The organism is Anoxybacillus sp. TBDG-1, from assembly GCF_054815885.1.
The window spans coordinates 1-19,014 of the sequence record NZ_JBTZSY010000006.1 but is presented as its reverse complement, the minus strand read 5'-3'; the positions used below and the strand labels follow the sequence as shown (position 1 = coordinate 19,014).

The 19,014-nt window shown below is 40.7% G+C and carries 13 protein-coding genes; 8 read left to right on the top strand and 5 right to left on the bottom strand.

Features of this window, described 5'->3' with window-relative positions; all coding sequences use genetic code 11:
* Window position 1: 1 nt before the first annotated feature.
* The 3 genes from ACYQY7_RS03200 to ACYQY7_RS03190 are packed head-to-tail and all read right to left on the bottom strand — an operon-like array spanning window position 2 to window position 3,082.
* Entirely contained in the window at window positions 2-1,222 is a 1,221-nt protein-coding gene (locus ACYQY7_RS03200; protein WP_461200701.1) for an EAL and HDOD domain-containing protein, read from the bottom strand.
* A gap of 15 nt (window positions 1,223-1,237) precedes the next feature.
* Window positions 1,238-1,798, bottom strand: a complete 561-nt coding sequence (locus ACYQY7_RS03195; RefSeq protein WP_461200700.1) for a helix-turn-helix domain-containing protein — start codon at window positions 1,796-1,798, stop codon at window positions 1,238-1,240.
* A 60-nt stretch (window positions 1,799-1,858) separates the two neighbouring features.
* Window positions 1,859-3,082, bottom strand: coding sequence for an HD-GYP domain-containing protein (locus ACYQY7_RS03190; protein WP_461200699.1), 1,224 nt, complete (start codon window positions 3,080-3,082; stop codon window positions 1,859-1,861).
* 256 nt (window positions 3,083-3,338) lie between these two features.
* On the opposite strand from ACYQY7_RS03190, the gene ACYQY7_RS03185 reads away from it, so the two are divergent.
* On the top strand, window positions 3,339-3,710 hold the full coding sequence (locus ACYQY7_RS03185; protein WP_461200698.1) for a helix-turn-helix domain-containing protein: 372 nt from the start codon (window positions 3,339-3,341) through the stop codon (window positions 3,708-3,710).
* A gap of 17 nt (window positions 3,711-3,727) precedes the next feature.
* Here ACYQY7_RS03185 and ACYQY7_RS03180 read toward each other — a convergent pair whose 3' ends face one another.
* Together ACYQY7_RS03180 and ACYQY7_RS03175 are read right to left on the bottom strand one after the other, a co-directional pair.
* Window positions 3,728-5,833: a methyl-accepting chemotaxis protein gene (locus tag ACYQY7_RS03180; RefSeq protein ID WP_461200697.1), complete on the bottom strand. Its 2,106-nt coding sequence runs from the start codon at window positions 5,831-5,833 to the stop codon at window positions 3,728-3,730.
* Between the two features lie 94 nt (window positions 5,834-5,927).
* Window positions 5,928-6,518 (bottom strand): SCO family protein, encoded by a 591-nt coding sequence (locus tag ACYQY7_RS03175; RefSeq protein WP_461200696.1) that lies wholly within the window; start codon window positions 6,516-6,518, stop codon window positions 5,928-5,930.
* Between the two features lie 144 nt (window positions 6,519-6,662).
* Between ACYQY7_RS03175 and ACYQY7_RS03170 the strand changes: the two genes are divergently transcribed.
* From ACYQY7_RS03170 to ACYQY7_RS03140, 7 genes are all read left to right on the top strand, one after another.
* The gene (locus ACYQY7_RS03170) at window positions 6,663-7,910 is read left to right on the top strand and encodes a M48 family metallopeptidase (protein WP_461200695.1); all 1,248 of its coding nucleotides are present in this window, start codon (window positions 6,663-6,665) and stop codon (window positions 7,908-7,910) included.
* Between the two features lie 218 nt (window positions 7,911-8,128).
* Window positions 8,129-9,409 carry an isocitrate lyase gene (gene aceA / locus ACYQY7_RS03165; protein WP_461200694.1) on the top strand — a complete coding sequence of 427 codons (1,281 nt, stop codon included), beginning with the start codon at window positions 8,129-8,131 and terminating at the stop codon, window positions 9,407-9,409.
* 99 nt (window positions 9,410-9,508) lie between these two features.
* Window positions 9,509-10,027: a competence protein ComK gene (locus ACYQY7_RS03160; protein ID WP_461200693.1), complete on the top strand. Its 519-nt coding sequence runs from the start codon at window positions 9,509-9,511 to the stop codon at window positions 10,025-10,027.
* A gap of 65 nt (window positions 10,028-10,092) precedes the next feature.
* Entirely contained in the window at window positions 10,093-10,695 is a 603-nt protein-coding gene (locus ACYQY7_RS03155; RefSeq protein WP_183248416.1) for a TVP38/TMEM64 family protein, read from the top strand.
* 16 nt (window positions 10,696-10,711) lie between these two features.
* A complete protein-coding gene (gene addB / locus ACYQY7_RS03150) occupies window positions 10,712-14,176 on the top strand; it encodes a helicase-exonuclease AddAB subunit AddB (protein ID WP_461200692.1) in 3,465 nt (1,154 codons plus the stop codon).
* A gap of 4 nt (window positions 14,177-14,180) precedes the next feature.
* On the top strand, window positions 14,181-17,810 hold the full coding sequence (gene addA, locus ACYQY7_RS03145) for a helicase-exonuclease AddAB subunit AddA (RefSeq protein WP_461200691.1): 3,630 nt from the start codon (window positions 14,181-14,183) through the stop codon (window positions 17,808-17,810).
* Between the two features lies 1 nt (window position 17,811).
* Window positions 17,812-18,978 carry an exonuclease SbcCD subunit D gene (locus ACYQY7_RS03140; protein WP_461200690.1) on the top strand — a complete coding sequence of 389 codons (1,167 nt, stop codon included), beginning with the start codon at window positions 17,812-17,814 and terminating at the stop codon, window positions 18,976-18,978.
* Window positions 18,979-19,014 lie beyond the last annotated feature (36 nt).

The following is a 19,014-nucleotide window of genomic DNA, read 5'->3' as shown; positions in this document are numbered from 1 at the left end:
TTTAACTTAATTGGCTATATTTTTGTAGTTGCACAACCCATTCGATACTCTGTTGGTAAATAGCCAATGTTTCTCGGGGAGAGATACGCAACGTGTTTGTCAAATCGCTTATTTTTTTTGTATCATTTGTTTCTAATGCAATGACAAGTTCGTATAAAAGTGAATAAATGCAAGAATGACCATTTAGTCCACGTTGAATTGTTTCATCAACGTGTAGTTCTTGTAATATTTCATGTAATGGGCGATGAAGTAATAAATGTAAAGACGAACAAATACCCATAAAAAATAACACGTCCTTTTCATCTCGTAAATGAATAAGTTCAGCTAGCTGTTCTAATGTTTTTGCACGAACGAGACTATTAATAATTACTTCGTTTTTAAATGGCTCATTAGGCTCTTGGAAAGCTAAAACGGTGAGCCAACTTTTTAAATGATTTGTTCCTAATAAAATCGCTGCATGTCGAATCGATTTGATTTTTGGTGTTGAAGATAAAAAAAATGAATTAACCGTTTTTAATAAGCGATATGTTAAAGAAGGATCATTTTCGATTGTTGCAACAACTTCCTCAAAATTTAATTCATTTTTGTTTAATTGTTTAATTAAAGAAAGACGAGATGTGTACGCGATTTTTGGCAAAGATTTTTCTTTTACTATCAATGGTCTGCTGAAAAAGTAGCCTTGAAAATAAGAAAAACCATCGTGAAATGCTTTTTCTAGTTGTTTCCTCGTTTCAATTTTTTCTGCGAGCAAGTGAATATTATACATATCAATGTACGGTTTGAATTGTTTATAATCATTTTGCTTCGAGAAATCAATTTTTATTATATCGATGTATGGAAAAAGAGAGATGTATTGATCGTAAAAAATAAAATCATCAAGAGCGATCATATATCCTTCTTCTTTTAGTTTCTTACAAATATCTAACAATTCCTTTGAATATGGGATGCTTTCTAAAATTTCAACAACGACTAAATTTTTTGGGAAATGAAAGGGCAATTGCTTTTTTAATAAAGTTTCCGTAAAGTTAACAAAACAACGCGCGCCATTCGTTAATTTTTCAATACCGATGTTCATAAAACTGTTGATTAGTACATCAATAGTCGCTTTGTCTCCATCAATTGCATCATAAAAATTTTTGTCTCCGTTCCGATATAGCAGCTCATATCCGATGACTTCATAATTTTTATTAAAAATTGGTTGTCTACCTACGTAAATGTCCATGTTTTATCACCTAATTTATAACAAATGGCTAAATTTTGCGATCAACTGCGAACGACGTCTTACTTCAAGTTTTTGAAAGACGTTATTAATGTGATTTTTAATTGTATGTTTGCTTAAAATGAGCTCCTTCGCAATCTCTTCGTTACTATACCCCTTTATTAATAGAAAAAAGACTTGTTTTTCCCGTTCGGATAGTTGTGCAATTTGATCTGCTAATAATTTTTCTTTATACTCTTTTGCAATAATTAGTCCAAATAAATCAATGAGACATTCAATATAATGATGTGCTTCATAGTGATAAGGGCGCGCAACAAATAGTAAAGATTTTACGCCCTTCAAATTGGTTTCGATCGGACAAACTTCCCATTGTGCAGCGCCATACTGCAATAATGTAGGCGTGGATATACGGAATGAATCTTCTCTAATTGTAGATTCATTTTTATAAAAAAAATATTTCACATCATCTGATAAATGGTGTGAGAAAATGATCGTCTCATTGATCATTAAAACAGTTGGTCGATTGATTTGTTGTTCAAAACAAGAGAGAGTTGATTTTAATAAGTTCGTACAGTTCAATGAACGTTTCTCCTTTCCATCCCAAGAAAAAAGCGATACGAAGTCGAAAGCTTCTTATCGCTAATATATCATATTAATTTCTTTTTTAGTTAATAAATGGGTGAAAATATGAACGATTTCTGCATCCCATTTCGTTCCGCTTCCCTCTTTTAAAATACGAATGGCTTCATGTTTACTTTTATTGTTTCGATACGGTCGAAATGACATCATTGCATCAAAAGCATCTGCGACAGAAATAATTTTAGCAAGTAAAGGAATCGAATTATCCTTTATTTGACTCGGGTATCCGGTTCCATCTATATATTCTTTATGATAGAGGACGGCATGTAATAAGTCTTTGTTTGTAGTTTGAAACATTGTTTTTGTCAAAAGGTAACTGATTATCGGGTATTGCTTTATGATTGAAAATTCATCTTTAGATAAAGGCTCTTTTTTTAATAAAATATAGTCAGGTATACCTATTTTTCCAATGTCGTGAAGAAGGGCAGCGTGATATAAACTATTCAACTCGTCATCTAATAAGCCAATATGTGCACCGATTTGCAAACAATAATTCGCAACGCGTCGTGAATGTTCAGCAATATATTTATGTTCATCGCTTTGTTTCTCTATTTCCGCCAGCAAAGATAGAGCGTATTTTGTTTTATCATTATATATGTTTAGCGTATGAACGAGTAAAGTCATCTCATCGATAAATATGTTTGCGATCGTTTTATCTCCTGTTTGTTGCCGAAGCCAATGAAACGTCTGCTTTATATATTTTGATGTAATATAACTTATTCCAATATAGAATGCTAAGAAAACGATGAAAAAAACAAAAGAAGCGAAAAAAAACGTCATGCTCATTTTATTTTGAATAAAAAAATGTTCGGTAAACGACATATACGTAAAGGTTATGCCAATTATTCCTATTCCGTAGTGGAACATTTTTTGTAAGTGTGATAAATGAACAAAATCTGTTGCCATCACGGCACTTTGATAACCGCGTTTAAAAAAATAACAAACATCATGTTCAATCACTTTTTGTAAAGAACGATAAGTAATGTGAAAGATGATCGGATGCCATAACGCGTATAAGCAAATTGCAACGATAAAATGCTCACTTGGCAGTTGAAATAAAAACAATAAGGAGATGAACACAAAAAAGCAAAGTGATGTAACACTTATTATTGTTAACGGTTGTTTTTTTAATACATATATGTATTTGTAAACACCATGCTCATTTTCTTCTTTTTTGAAACTTTTTAATTTTCTTATTTTCTTTTCAACAATAACGATAAACAAGGACAAGGCTACGAACCATGAGCATATGATATAAAAACTTTTTGAAACACCGATGTAGATGAGGACAAAGGAAACAATTGTATAACAACATATGACTAATGTATAAATGGTACGTTTTGCATAAGCATAAACGTCCATGAACTCACCGCCTTATTACAGCGAAAAAAATGAAGAAAGGTTTGTTCGTGTATATTATAGTTTCTTTTTAGGAATTTTTCAATAAAAAAATCCAAAAAAGAAACAAAACATGAAGGGAATGGTGAATGTGGATGATGTAAAAGGTGTCATCAGCAAAAGGATTAAGCAGCGGCTCAAGCAGTTGAATTTAAAACAAAAAGATTTAGTTGAACAAACAGGACAGTCGAAAAGTACAATCAATAAGATTGTGAATGGAACAGTTACCCCAAGGGTAGATTTGCTTATTCCAATTAGTCGCGCCCTCGATGTTTCAATAGACTGGTTAGTCGCAAATGAACGGATAGAGCAAACGGAGGATAAAAGTGAGGTAGAAGAGAAAATTATAAATATTTTGCGTCATGTTGATGAAACAAAAAAAATCCATATTTATTTCATTATTTCATATATTTTAATGATGCTTGACGAGAAAAGTACAGTGAAAAAAAAGTAGATCAGCCATTGGCTGATCTACAAGGTGAAGCGTTGAATTAGTTGTTGTAGTTTCATTGAAATATGAGCAAGTTGTTTTGAAGACTCATCTAGTTGTTTTGAAATGTTTGCTTGTTCGTCAATTGAGTTTGTCGCTTCTTGAATTTCTTGTTGAACATCTTTTGCTGTTTCTACAATATTTTCGATAGATGCGGTGACTTGTTCAACACCAGCCGACATTTGTTCTGTTGCTGCAGATATTTCTTGAATTTCTTCTGAAACAACATTTGTTTTTTGGACAATCCGTTCAAACGTTTGCGTCGTGCTTGCAATGACTGTGCTACCTTGCTTAATGTCGCCGGCACCTTGTTTTGTTACTTCGGCAACTTCCTCCACTTGATGTTGGACGTGTCCAATGAGATCACTTACTTGTTTTGCTGCTTCATCTGCTTGTTCGGCTAGTTTTCGAACTTCTTCGGCAACGACTGCAAATCCTTTTCCCGCTTCTCCTGCTCGGGCTGCTTCAATGGCGGCATTTAGAGCAAGCAAATTTGTTTGTGATGAAATCGCACTAATAGTTGCGACGATATGTCCAATTTGTTCAGAATATGATGTGAGACTATTCACTTGTTTGTTAATAAGAGCGAAAGATTGTTGAATTTGATTCATTTGCTTTACTGTTTGTTCAAGCTGCTCTTTTCCTTGTTTTGCTTCATCGGACATTTCTTTCGCTGAATCAGCTACTTCTGATGTCGACTCGGCTAGTTTTTGAACTCCAATTGCCATTTCTTCCATTGCCTTCATACTTTCAAACAATGCTTCAGTTTGTGACGTCGTTCGTTCCGTAATTTCACTCATCACTTCATGAACGTAGGCACTTGCTTCACTGTTTTGTCTTGCGTTTGTAGCGATATGATTTGCTTCATTTGTTAATAGGTTACTTTCGTCAGATAACGTTCCTATTTGCTCGCGAAGTTGGTTCACCATTGTTTCCATCGATTTTGTTAACGTTCCGACTTCATCTGCATAAGGTAACGGTTCGATACGAACATTTAAATTCCCTTCAGCAATTTGTTGGGCAGCAAGTGCTGTATGGCGTACAGGTAATAAAATACGGCGGAGCGTCACTGTAATAAAAACGGTAAGCAATAAAACGATGACGATCACGCCAACTGCTCCTTCAATTGCGAATGTTTGTACACGTTTAAACACGACATGGGAAGGGACGGATAATACAATCGCCCATGTTTTTTCGAAGCGCGGCAGATCAATTGGTGCAAAAGCGCGCAAAACATCGTCTTGAACAAGTTTAGAATAAATTTCGTCGGAAAAATGCTCATGGTTTGTGATTCGTTTTAATGCTGTTTTTTCTTTATCTAATGTAATTGTTTGTCGGATAAACTTTTCATCTAAACCGCTGGCAATAATCGTTCCGTTTCCATCAATAAAATTTAAATATCCTCCAAGCGGTTTTTCTTTTCTAATCAGTTGTTGTAAAAACGAAACTTCAAAGTCGACACCGACAATGCCTAAAAACTGATTTGTTTTAGGATCAATGAGAGGGAGAATGAGTGATGTGAGCAACACGTTTTTTCCATTCACTTCATATGTGTAAGGTTCAAGCAATAACGGTTTTTTTGTGTTTTTTGGTGTTAAATAATAATCTCCTGCGCCCTCTTTATCATAATCACGGCTTGCTTCAACAATAATTGCTCCATCGCTACGAACGACGTATGGGACAAAACGACCTGTTGCATCATGCCCTTCTTGATTGCTGTACATAGCATCGTTCCCATCAAATGCATTTGGCTCCCACAACGTATAAATACCGAGCAATTGCTTGTTATGATCGAGTAAATCGTGCATATGTTCTAATATTTGCTCACGACTTAAACCATGTTTCCTCGCGAATAACATATACTTTCCAAATGTATCAGCAATCGTTTCAGCATTTGCGAAAAGCGTTTCGATACGATGTGCATATGATTTTGTTTCAGCTACCGCATATGATTTGGTTAACTGCTTTTCTTCGTTTAAAAACTGGTACAACAAAAAAGAAACGGCACTAATTGTAATGATTGCGACAATTGTTGAAAGTAAAAAGGTCGTGCGAAAAATAAGACTTCGGTCTTTCCATTTTTTCATGATATACTCCCCCTACATAGTTCTAAAGTACTATTACGACAACATATTAAACATATTAATATGGGATATAGTAGTCTGACAAGAGTAAAAGAGGCTATTTCGCCTCTTTTACAATTCGTTTATATACTTTTTCCCTGTCAAACCCTTTTTCGCCCATGCCGAATGTGGCGATGACGCGGTTGTTTTCGTCTAAAAAGTATGTGAGCGTCGTATGAATAAGCATGCCGTTGCCGGGATCACGGTATAAGAAGTTAAACGCGTCCGCTACTTTTTTTGTGTCTTCTTCACTACCTCGCAAAAAAATCCATCCTTCGTCATCGCTTTCTACCCCGAACATGTTCGCATACGTTTGCATCACTTGTTGTGTGTCGCGTTTAGGGTCGATCGTAATTGTAATAAATTCCACTTTCGTTTTAAATAAACCGTCTTTTTCTAATCGCTCTTTTAACTGCTTCATTTGAAATGACGTACTTGGACAAATGTCTGGACAGTTTGTGTACACAAACTCCAATAGGCGCACTTTCGGTTCCATGTTGTTGAATGCATACGGTTTTCCCCATGCGGTTTCCATCGTCACGTCTTTTGGAAACTCCATTTTTTCTTGCCGATAAAAAGAAAAATAAAATATGCCTATGCCAATACAAAGTGCAAGTAAGCTAAAAAAACCGATATATAGTTTTTTCAACGTATATCCCTCCCACTTTCATCATACATAATCAACGTGCCAATGAGGAGAATGGGACGTGACAATTATTTGAATTTTTTCGTTGTTCTAAATCGTGAACGGGAAACTAAACTAATAGTAACGATGGACAAGGGGGAAAGGGCAATGAGAAAAATCGCTTTTTGGACGTTGTTCCTTTATGCAATGTATGCGATATTTTTTGCATTTTACTTATTTCAATGGACAGACTCATCCATTCCAACACAATATAAAGGAACAAGCGCAGATCCTGCAACGTTTTTAACGAAAAAAGAACTGATGCTTGCTGAACAGTTTTCGGAAGTAAAAAACTTTTTATTTTTCTTATCTGTTCCATATGAGTGGGTCATTTATATTTTTGTGTTGTTGTTTGGTTTGTCAGCGCGCTTTCAACAGTGGGCGGAGGCAACGACAAAACGTCGGTTTATGCAAACGGCGATTTACGTATTTTGGCTGTCGCTTCTCGTACAAGTTGTTACGTTTCCGATTAGTTACACAAGTTATTACGTCACGAAAATGTATAACATTTCAATCCAAACGTTTTCGAGTTGGATGCGTGACGAGCTCATTGATTTTTGGGTAAATTACGCGATCATGGTTGTCATCGTTTATGTATTATATACGCTTATGAAAAAATTCGAAAAACGATGGTGGGTGTATGCTTGGCTTTGTTCCATTCCATTTACGCTTTTTTTAACGTTTATTCAACCTATTTTCATCGATCCGCTTTATAACGATTTTTATCCGCTAAAAAATAAACAGCTAGAAGCAAAAATTTTAGCGTTAGCGGAAAAGGCGAACATTCCGACTGAACACGTATTTGAAGTAAATATGTCGGAAAAGACGAATGCGTTAAATGCATATGTCACGGGCATTGGCGGCAACTCGCGCATTGTATTATGGGATACGACGCTTGAGCGGTTAAGCGAAGATGAAATTTTATTTATTATGGCGCATGAAATGGCTCATTACGTCATGAAACATATTTATTGGGGAATTGGGTTATACATTGTTGTCACATTTATCGGATTGCTGTTAACGAATCGATGGATGAAACGAATGATTGAACGTTTTGGCGCGCTTTGTCGCATTAAAAAATGGAATGACCTCGCATCTTTGCCGATGTTTTTACTGTTGATTTCGCTATTAAGTTTTGCGGCAAGTCCTGCAATGAATGCCATTTCCCGTTATGAAGAACATGCGGCGGACAAGTATGCGATTGAGCTAACGAAAAATAAAGAAGCAGCGATCTCAACATTTCAACAATTGACGCGTTCAAGCTTAAGTCAAGTACACCCACCATATATTGTCAAACTATTTCGTTACAGCCATCCGACGATCTTAGAACGAATAATCTTTTTAGAGAAACAATAGAAGCGAGATAATTTTCTTTGAAAAAAAATTCATAAAAATACTTTCTTTTCTGAAAATTGTGTTATATAATAAAAGCGTCAAAAGAAAAATGTGTATTATAACAAGAAGGGTGGGAGATGTATTAAAGCTCGTACATAGAGAAAAGAGCGTCATAACTTTTTGGGGGTCATATGCACGGAAACAGAGGGGTTTACGATAAAAAACAAGGGGGAGAGAGCATGTTTGAAGAACGTGTGAAACAGTTAGAAGAAAGTTGGCAGTTGGATGAACGGTGGAAAGGGATTACGCGCCCGTATAGCGCGGAAGATGTTATTAAGTTGCGCGGTTCGCTCGATATTGAATATACGCTAGCGCGTCGCGGAGCGGAAAAACTTTGGCATTTATTAAATACGGAAGATTACGTTCATGCGCTTGGGGCGTTAACAGGAAACCAAGCGGTACAACAAGCAAAAGCAGGTTTAAAAGCGATTTATCTAAGCGGCTGGCAAGTGGCAGCGGATGCGAACTTGGCGGGTCATATGTATCCAGACCAAAGTTTATATCCAGCAAACAGTGTGCCGCACGTTGTAAAGCGTATTAACCAAGCGCTTCAACGCGCCGATCAAATTCAATATGTCGAAGGAAAAGAAGATATCGACTATTTCTTGCCGATCGTCGCTGATGCGGAAGCAGGATTTGGCGGTCAATTAAACGTATTTGAACTAATGAAAGCGATGATTGAAGCAGGAGCAGCAGGCGTCCACTTTGAAGATCAATTGTCTTCTGAGAAAAAGTGCGGCCATTTAGGTGGAAAAGTGTTGCTTCCAACGCAAACAGCGATTCGTAACTTAATTGCGGCGCGACTTGCGGCAGACGTTATGGGTGTGCCGACCGTATTAATTGCGCGCACAGATGCGAACGCAGCGGATTTAATTACAAGCGACATCGACCCGCGCGATCAAGAATTTATTACAGGTGAGCGTACGCCAGAAGGCTTCTTCCGTACGCGTGCGGGCTTAGACCAAGCGATTGCGCGCGGATTAGCGTATGCACCGTATGCAGATTTAATTTGGTGCGAAACGAGCGAGCCAAACTTAGAAGAAGCGCGTCGTTTTGCGGAAGCGATTCATGAAAAATTCCCGGGCAAATTGCTTGCGTACAACTGCTCGCCTTCATTTAACTGGAAGAAAAAATTGGATGACGAAACGATCGCAAACTTCCAAGTGGAGCTCGGAAAAATGGGCTACAAGTTCCAATTCGTTACATTAGCAGGATTCCATGCACTCAACTACAGTATGTTTATGTTAGCGCATGGCTATCGCGATCGCGGCATGGCGGCTTACTCTGAATTGCAACAGGCGGAGTTTGAGGCAGAAAAATATGGCTACACAGCTACACGCCATCAACGCGAAGTCGGAACAGGTTACTTTGACGAAGTATCGCTTGTTATCACAGGCGGTCAAGCATCAACGGTGGCGTTAAAAGGTTCAACAGAAGAAGAACAATTTACAAGTGCATAAAATAACATCCCCTCGAAAAAAACGAGGGGATTTTTTATGAAATTTTCGCATATTTATGGTATAATATTGTCGAAATGTGTATATAAGGGAGGGAGCTGTATGCTCATTGTCGAGCATCTCCATTTGACGCGCTATACGATGGGACTTTTCCCGTTTTTTCATGATAAACAAATATGGACGAAAGCGTTGGAGGAAGATGGAGAAATCATCGTGAAAAAAAGTCCGATGGAAATTATTGAACAAAGTTGTTTGTATTATGGCGCAAGTTTAAGAGGAAGGAAAGATGGAGCGAGACATATTATCGGCACTTCGCATAAAGCACCAATTGCAGTCGAACCAACGAACGAAATTTTCTTTTTTCCAACGATCTCCCCAATGAATCCTCAATGTGTATGGCTATCTCATTTGCATATTCGTCATCATGAACATGTTCAAGGTGGGAAAACGCGCATTACGTTTTCAAATGGCATGAGCGTAGAGCTATGTATTTCGCATCATTCATTCGTGAATCAGCTACATCGTACGGCTCAGTTGCGAACAAAAATGAACGAACGAATTGAAGCACGCGAAAGGAAAATGATGTATTTATTATATTTACGGGAAAAGGAATGGTCGTAGTAGTTTTCTCTTTTCCTCTAAACTTGTACAATATAAGCATGAGCACGTGGCAAAGGGGTTACAGTATGAGTTTAGAGGAGTTAAAACAATGGTTTACGATAAAACATATGCTTGATATGTTAGCGGAATATCGTTCGTTTGGCGTGATTCCTGGTGTATTGCTGCCGATGGCGGAGGCGTTTTTACCATTTTTGCCGCTTTTCGTTTTTGTTATGGCAAATGCCGCGGCATTTGGTCTTTGGAAAGGATTTCTCATTTCATGGATTGGGACGAGTGTGGGTTCTCTTCTCGTCTTTTTCCTCGTTCGAAAAATCGGGAGGCAACGATTTTTCTCCTTTTTACATCGCCACCCGACGATTCGCCGCATGATGCATTGGGTGGAACGACGCGGATTCGGTCCGCTCTTTTTACTCCTTTGTTTTCCGTTTACACCATCAGCGGCGGTCAATGTGGTTGCAGGGCTATCGGGCATTGCGATGCAACAATATATGCTTGCTGTTTTGCTTGGAAAAATGGTGATGGTGTTTATGATTAGTTTTATTGGTTATGATGTGGTGGCGCTTATTCGCCAACCGATGCGTACGGTGTTTGTGGCAGTCGCCATTTTTCTCCTTTGGTATATTGGAAAAAAAGTCGAGCAACGTTTCGCATTGCATGACGGAAAATAAGAAAGGATGAACGAATATGTCTGTACGCTTCATCATCGGGCGCTCAGGAAGCGGAAAAACGACGATGTGTTTAAAAGAAATGATCGAACAACTTGCGCATGAACCCGATGGCGCTCCGATCATTTATCTTGTTCCTGAACAAATGACGTTTCAATCGGAATACGCTTTAATGAAAGAAAACATAAAAGGAATGATTCGCGCTCAAGTGTTTAGTTTCACACGTCTTGCTTGGCGCGTCTTGCAAGAGACAGGCGGCATGAGCCGCCATCATTTAACGCAAACAGGCGTACATATGTTGCTAAGGAAAATTGTTGAACAGCAAAAAGAACAGTTAAAGCTCTTTCGGAAAGCGGCGGATAAACGCGGCTTTATTGAACAACTGGAACAAATGTTGACGGAATATAAACGATATTGTGTCACGCCAGCAGCATTAAAACAAACGGAAGAAGAGCTGCGTCGTCATGCGACAGCAAACGAAATGGTACTTGCCGATAAATTAAAAGATACAGCAATGATTTTTGAGCAATTTGAACAGCATATGGCGCATCATTATGTCGATTCAGAGGATTATTTGCGCTTGCTTGCTGAAAAAATTCGCCATTCTTCTTACATGAAGCGTGCCCGTATTTACATGGACGGCTTTTATGAATTTACGCCCCAAGAATATATGGTCATTGAACAACTATTTATTCATTGCCCGCATGTGACGATTGCGCTCACGTTAGACGCTCCGTATGAACAGCTGCCAAACGAGTTACACGTATTCCGCAACACGTGGCAGACGTATGCGCAACTGCGTGAAATTGCACTACAAAATGGGGTAGCGATTGAAAACGTCGTGCAACTTCATGACAACGTCCGTCACAAACATGAAGAACTTCGTCATCTTGAAGCCTATTACGATGCACGACCTGTTTGTAAGTCGAAAAAACAAACGGAAGCGATCGCTATCGGAGAAGCGACAACGCGACGAGCAGAAATGGAAGGGATTGCGCGCGAAATTGTTCAGCTTGTGCGCGATGAAGGATATCGCTATCGTGACATCGCTTTGCTCATTCGCAATGTTTCAGACTATCGCGACGTGTTAAAAACGGTATTTGCAGATTATCGTATTCCGTATTTTATTGATGAAAAAGAACCGATGCTTGATCATCCGTTTATTGAATTTTTGCGCGCAAGTATGGAAGCGGTGCGGACGAACTTTCGTTATGAAGCGGTGTTTCGTGCTGCAAAAACAGACTTGTTTTTCTCGCTTGATCAACCTGTTCATGAGATGCGCATGGCAATCGATCAGCTTGAAAACTACGTGCTCGCTTCCGGCATACAAGGAGACAAATGGACGGAGCATTGGACGTATCGCAAGTATAAAGGGCTCGAAGGTGTGCACACGCCACAAACAGATGAAGAAAAACGATATGAACAACAATTAAATGAATGGCGCAAGCTTGTCATTTCGCCGCTGTTGTTTTTACAAAAGCGGTTGAAGCAAGCAAAAACAGGGCGTGAGCGATGCGAGGCGCTATATGCATATGCAGAACAGCTTCATATTCCGCAAAAATTAGAACGTTTGCGCGATGAAGCAGAAGAAAGAGGCGATTTGTCCGCTGCCCGCCATCATGAGCAAGTATGGCAAGCGTTTATTCATTTGCTTGATGAATACGTTGAAATATTAGGCGATGAATCACTTTCGCTTGAAACGTTTTTTACGATTATTGAAACAGGACTTGAAAGTTTACAATTTTCTCTCGTACCACCAGCGACGGATCAAGTGTTAATTGCTCATTTCGATCGTTCGCGTCTTTCGAACATTCGTTGTACGTTTCTTGTAGGGGTAAACGAAGGCGTCATTCCGATGCGCAAAAATGATGACGGCATGTTGTCAGAAACAGATCGTGAATTGTTGCACCATTATTCTTTACATGTTGCTCCAGCTAGTCGCGAACGGTTACTTGACGAACCTTTTTTGCTTTATTTAGCGCTTGTTAGCCCGTCTGAACGTTTATATGTCACGTATGCGCTAGCTGATGAACAAGAAAAAACGTTGTTGCCATCGATGTTTATTAAGCGGTTAATGGACATGTTCCCGTACGTGAAAAAAATGCAATGGGGAGCCGATCCGTTTGTACTTCCACTGCAACAACAGCTGTCGTATGTGACAAACGATGTCGCAACGCTCGGTCCGCTCGTGCAACAATTGGAAGCATGGAAGCGACAATATGCTATCGAACCGATATGGTGGGATGTATACAACGCATACGTGCAACATGAACAATGGAAAGAACGAATCGCGGTCGTTGGGCGGGCGTTATTTTATGAAAATCGCGCAAAACGATTAAATAAGCAACTTGCCAAAGAGTTATATGGAAAAAAAGTGAAGGCGAGCATTTCACGTATGGAGACGTTTAACCGTTGTCCGTTCGCTCATTTTGCCGCGCATGGATTAAAGTTAAAAGAACGAACCGTCTTTCAGTTAAAGGCGCCTGATATGGGTCAGTTGTTTCATCAGGCGTTAAAAGTGATCGCTGATCGTCTGCGTCAAGAGCAGCGTCCGTGGAGTCAACTATCTAAACAGCAATGCGAGCAACTGTCATATGAGGCGGTTGAACAAATTGCCCCATACATTCAACAAGAAGTGCTATTAAGTACACACCGTTATCGATATATGAAGAAAAAATTGCAAACGATTATGACGAAAGCGACGACCGTATTAAGTGAACACGCAAAAAGAAGCGGATTTGTACCGATTGGCGTCGAATTAGGATTCGGTGAAGGCGAGCCGCTTCCACCGCTTTCGTTTACGTTATCCGACGGAACAGTGTTGCAGTTTGTCGGCCGTATTGACCGCGTTGACCAAGCAACGAGCGAACAAGGTGTGCTTCTTCGCATCATCGACTATAAATCAAAGCAAAAGACGCTTGATTTAACGGAAGTATATTACGGTTTAGCATTACAAATGTTAGCGTATTTAGATGTCGTGCTTCAGTATGCGGAAAAGCTCGTTGGCACATCAGCGTTTCCGGCAGGAGTGTTGTACTTTCCGGTTCATAACCCGACGATGAAACTGAATGAATGGGTTGATGAACACGAGCTAGAGAAAAAGTTTTTAGAACAGTTTAAAATGGGGGGCTACGTATTAGCGGATGAACAAACGGTACGGCTGATGGATGAACAAGTAGAGCCAGGAACAAGTTCTCTCGTTATTCCTGTCCGCTTAAATAAAAACGGGACGTTTGCTCAACATTCCAAAGTGTTAACAGAGCAACAATTTACGATGCTACGGCAACATGTGCGCCGTATGGTCGTCGATGTAGGTGAACAAATGATCAACGGTGTGACGCATATTGCACCGTACAAACAAAAAAATAAAACAGCTTGTCAATATTGTGAGTTTCGTGATGTGTGCCAATTCGATGAAGGGGTTGACGCGGAACAATATCGCGTATTAACAACGAAACATATCGACGAATGGTTAAAGGGGTGATGATGTGATTCCGCCAAAACCACGAGAAAGTCAATGGACGGATGAGCAATGGCAAGCGATTTATGCGACTGGAAAGCATACGCTCGTTGCCGCCGCCGCAGGTTCAGGAAAAACAGCGGTGCTTGTTGAGCGCATCATTCAAAAAATATTGCATAAAGAGCGACCGATCGATGTCGATCGGCTACTTGTTGTGACGTTTACAAATGCCGCAGCGGCCGAAATGCGCCAACGCATCGGGGAAGCGTTAGAACGAGCGCTTGAAAAAGAGCCACATTCGCTCCATTTACGAAGACAACTCAGTCTTTTGCAAAAAGCGTCCATTTCAACGATTCACTCGTTTTGTTTAGATGTCATTCGCAAATATTATTACGTCATCGGCATCGATCCGGTGTTTCGTATTGCGGATGAGGGAGAAATGGCTTTATTAAAAGAAGAAGTGTTAGAAACATTATTTGAGCAATATTACGCCGACAACGATGAAGCATTTTTAGCTGTTGTAGATCGATATACGAGCGATCGGACGGATGCAGATTTACAAACGCTCATTTTGCGTCTATATGAATTTTCACGTTCGCATCCTAATCCAAACGAATGGCTAAAACAAATCGTTCATATGTACGATGTCGCAGAACACGCACGCATCGACGATTTGCCGTATGCTCACTACCTTTTTCAAGCGGTCGATTTGGCGTTTGAAGCAGCGGAACAACGATTGTTGCAAGCGCTGCAAAAAACGAAAGAGCCGGGCGGACCCGATTATTTGCATGATACGCTCGTGAGCGATCAACAAGTCATTGCAAAGCTAAAAGAAGCGCGTGATGAGTCGTGGCAAAAGTTGCATGAAGCGATCAAAAACGTATCGTTTGCGACTGCAAAAAGAAAGCCGAAAGACGGAGCGTATGATGAACAGCTTGTGGACGATGTAAAAAAATTGCGCGACCAAGTGAAAAAAGAAATAAGCAGTTTAACAGAAGAGTTGTTTTCGTTTCAACCGGCGACATACATTCGCCATTTGCGCGAAATGAAGCCGATTGCTGCAACGATCGTCCAAATCGTGCAACGGTTTGCTAATTTATTGCAAGCGAAAAAAGATGAAAAAGGCATCGTTGATTTTTCTGACTTAGAACATTACTGTTTACGCATTTTACGCGCTTCTTCTATGGAGCATGAGCTGAAGCCGTCAGAAGCCGCCCTTTATTATCGAGCACAATTTGCTGAAGTGCTCGTTGACGAATATCAAGATACGAATATGGTGCAAGAATCGATTTTACGGCTCGTATCAAATGACGATGAAGCAACGGGCAACATGTTTATGGTCGGCGACGTGAAACAGTCGATTTACGGCTTTCGTCTAGCGGAACCGTCGCTTTTTTTACAAAAATATGGTCGCTTCACGAAAGAAGGCGATGGTGGACTTCGCATCGATTTAGCGAAAAACTTTCGCAGCCGAAAAGAAATATTAGACGGAACGAATTTTATTTTTCGACAACTCATGACAGAAACGATCGGCGACATGCGTTATGACGACGATGCTGCGCTTCGCTTTGGCGCCCTTGATTATCCTGAAAAACAAGTGCCTGTTGAATGCGTGTGGATTAATCAAGCAAAAGAAGAAAGCGATGAAGAAGAACAAGAGGATGTAACGGCTGTGCAGTTGGAAGCGCGCTGGATTGCTAAAAAAATTAAACAATTACTTGCCGAGCCGTTTTTCGTTTACGACCGTCGCTTAAAAGGGGAACGGCGCTTAATGTATCGCGACATCGTCATTTTATGCCGATCGATGTCATCTGCTTCAGCAATGTTAGAGGAGTTTCGCAAACAAAACGTTCCTGTATATGCTGAGTTATCTAGCGGTTACTTTTCCGCAACAGAAGTGTCAATCATGTTGTCGCTTTTAAAAGTGATTGACAATCCGTATCAAGACATTCCGCTTGCAGCAGTGCTTCGCTCCCCAATTGTTGGCTTAAACGAAGAGGAGTTGGCGCGCATTCGCCTAGCGAAAAAAGACGGAGCATTTTATGAGGCGTTGCTTGCTTTTGTCGAGCAACCACCACATGATGAACTGCACGAAAAAATGAACCGTTGGCTTTCATATTTATTCGAATGGCGTACCGAAGCAAGACAAAAACCGCTTGCCGATTTGATTTGGCAATTGTATCGTGATACAAACTTTTACGACTACGTCGGTGGAATGCCGGGAGGAAAACAGCGGCAAGCGAATTTGCGCGCGTTGTATGATCGCGCGAAACAATATGAACAAACGTCATTTCGTGGCATTTTCCGCTTTTTACGCTTTATTGAACGGCTAAAAGAACGCGAAGACGATTTTGGAGCGGCACGTTCGCTTACAGAACAAGAAGATGTTGTGCGCATGATGACGATTCATAAAAGTAAAGGGCTTGAGTTTCCTGTCGTCTTTTTAGCTGGTGCAGCGAAATCATTTAATATGCAAGATTTACGTGGGGACTATATATTAGATAAAGATTTCGGACTAGGGATGCGCTTCGTTCATCCGACGTGGCGAGCAAGTTATCCGACGGTCGCGCAATTGGCGATAAAGAAAAAAATGAAACTGCAAATGCTTGCGGAAGAAATGCGCGTTTTATACGTCGCGCTGACGCGGGCAAAAGAAAAGTTATATATCGTATCGACGGTAAAGGATATCGAAGCGGAAAAGAAAAAATGGCAAGAAGTTACTTACACATCGACGTGGGAACTTCCTGCGTATGTCATCGAAAAGGCAAAAAGCTATGCGGATTGGCTCGGTTATGCTCTCATCCGCCATCCACAAAGCATTTGTCCGTCGAAAACGGTGCTTCACGATGCATCGCTATGGGAGATGCACGTTGTGTCAGCGCATTCGCTTGAACAAGAAGATGAGCAAGTGAATGAACATCGAGACATTGTCGAAGCGATTCAACAACTGCAGTCTGTGCCAATGAAAAGCGAATATGAACAAGAAATAAAGCGCCGCCTTTTTTGGACGTACACGTATGCCGACGCCACGGTGTTACGAGCAAAACAAAGCGTATCAGAGTTAAAGCGACAGCGTGACATATACGGCGGGCATGCGGAACAACCGTTTCGAAAAGAGCTTATTGAACGCCCTCGCTTTTTACAAGCGAAAACGATGACGCCAGCTGAGCGAGGAACAATGATGCATCTTGTCATGCAACATATTGATGTCACAAAAGAAGTCACCGTTGATGCGGTGCAGGAGCAAATCGCACGCATGGTAAACGGTGAATGGCTAACGGAAGAACAGGCAAAAGCTGTTGATGTAGAAAGTATCGTCGCTTTTTTTAACACTCCACTTGGCAAACGAATGCAACGAGCGACGCGGCTTGAGCGTGAAGTGCCGTTTTATTTAGCGCACGAAATGGACGGTGAGACAGTTGTCGTTCAAGGGGTGATTGATTGCGTGTTTGAAGATGAGCACGGGCTCGTTTTAATTGACTATAAAACAGATCGCGTATCGTGGATGAACGAGCCGAGAGAGCAATTAAAGCGACGATACAAAGGGCAATTGGCGCTATATCGGGAAGCGATTGAAGCCATTTGGAAAAAGGAAGTAACAGAAACGTACGTGTACGCTTTTGATGGCGCTTTACTTGTGCCGATGGGAGGAGATTAATTTGCGTATTTTGCATACGGCTGACTGGCATTTAGGAAAAACGCTTGAAGGGCGAAGCCGTCTTCGAGAGCAAGAAGCGGTGATTGATGAAATCGTAGAAATCGTACAAAAAGAAAACATTGATGTCGTATTGCTTGCAGGGGATGCGTTTGATACAGTCAATCCGCCTGCCGATGCGGAAAAGCTTTTTTACGAAGCGCTTTCGCGTTTAAGTGATTATGGCAAGCGTCACGTCGTCGTGATTGCGGGAAACCATGATCATCCGGGACGTTTGAGCGCTGCTGCTCCGATTGCCGAACAGCACGCCATTACGTTGCTAGGCTTTCCGACGGATCGTGTGCAACAAATTCATGTTCCATCGAGCGATGAAACATTAATGATCGGAGCGCTTCCATATCCGTCAGAGTCGCGACTGAACGAATTGTTGTCAGAGGAGTGCGACGAAGCATTGTTGCGCGCACGATATGATGAACGCATTCGCGCCATTTTTGCGAAAATGAACGAATCGTTTCGAGAAGATGCGGTGAACATTGCAATGAGCCATTTATATGTCGCAGGCGGAGCTACATGCGACTCCGAGCGCCCGATTGAGCTTGGAGGAGCGTACACTGTTTCGCCTGCAAGCTTCCCTACACGCGCGCAATATGTCGCGCTCGGTCATTTACATCGTCCGCAAGATGTCAGACATGCCGCCATGCCTGCACGCTATGCTGGGTCGCCGCTTGCTTACAGTTTTTCAGAAGCAGGATACAGCAAGTCCGTTACGATTATTGACGTGCAGCCACGCTGTGCGCCGATGATTTCTGAATATTTATTGTCAAAAGGGCGTCCACTCGTCAAATGGCGGGCGACAGAAGGGCTTGCGCAAGTGGATCGTTGGATCAAAGAAGGGCGCGACCACGGTGCATGGATTGATTTGGAAATTGATGTCGAGCAATCGTTAACATTAGAAGAAACACACCGTTTGCGCAAAATGTATGACGGGTTTGTCCATATTCGCCCGAATTATATAAAGAAAGAAGAAATCGTTCGTGAAGGGTATACCGATGTACCAATTGAAACGTTATTTACACGCTTTTATGAACGGCAAACAGGCGGAGGAAAGCCGTCTGAACAACTCGTTCAACTATTTTTACAGCTCGTTGCCGAGGAGGTGAAGTGCTGTTAAAATGTTTTTATAAAAAATTGTAAAACTCTATATACA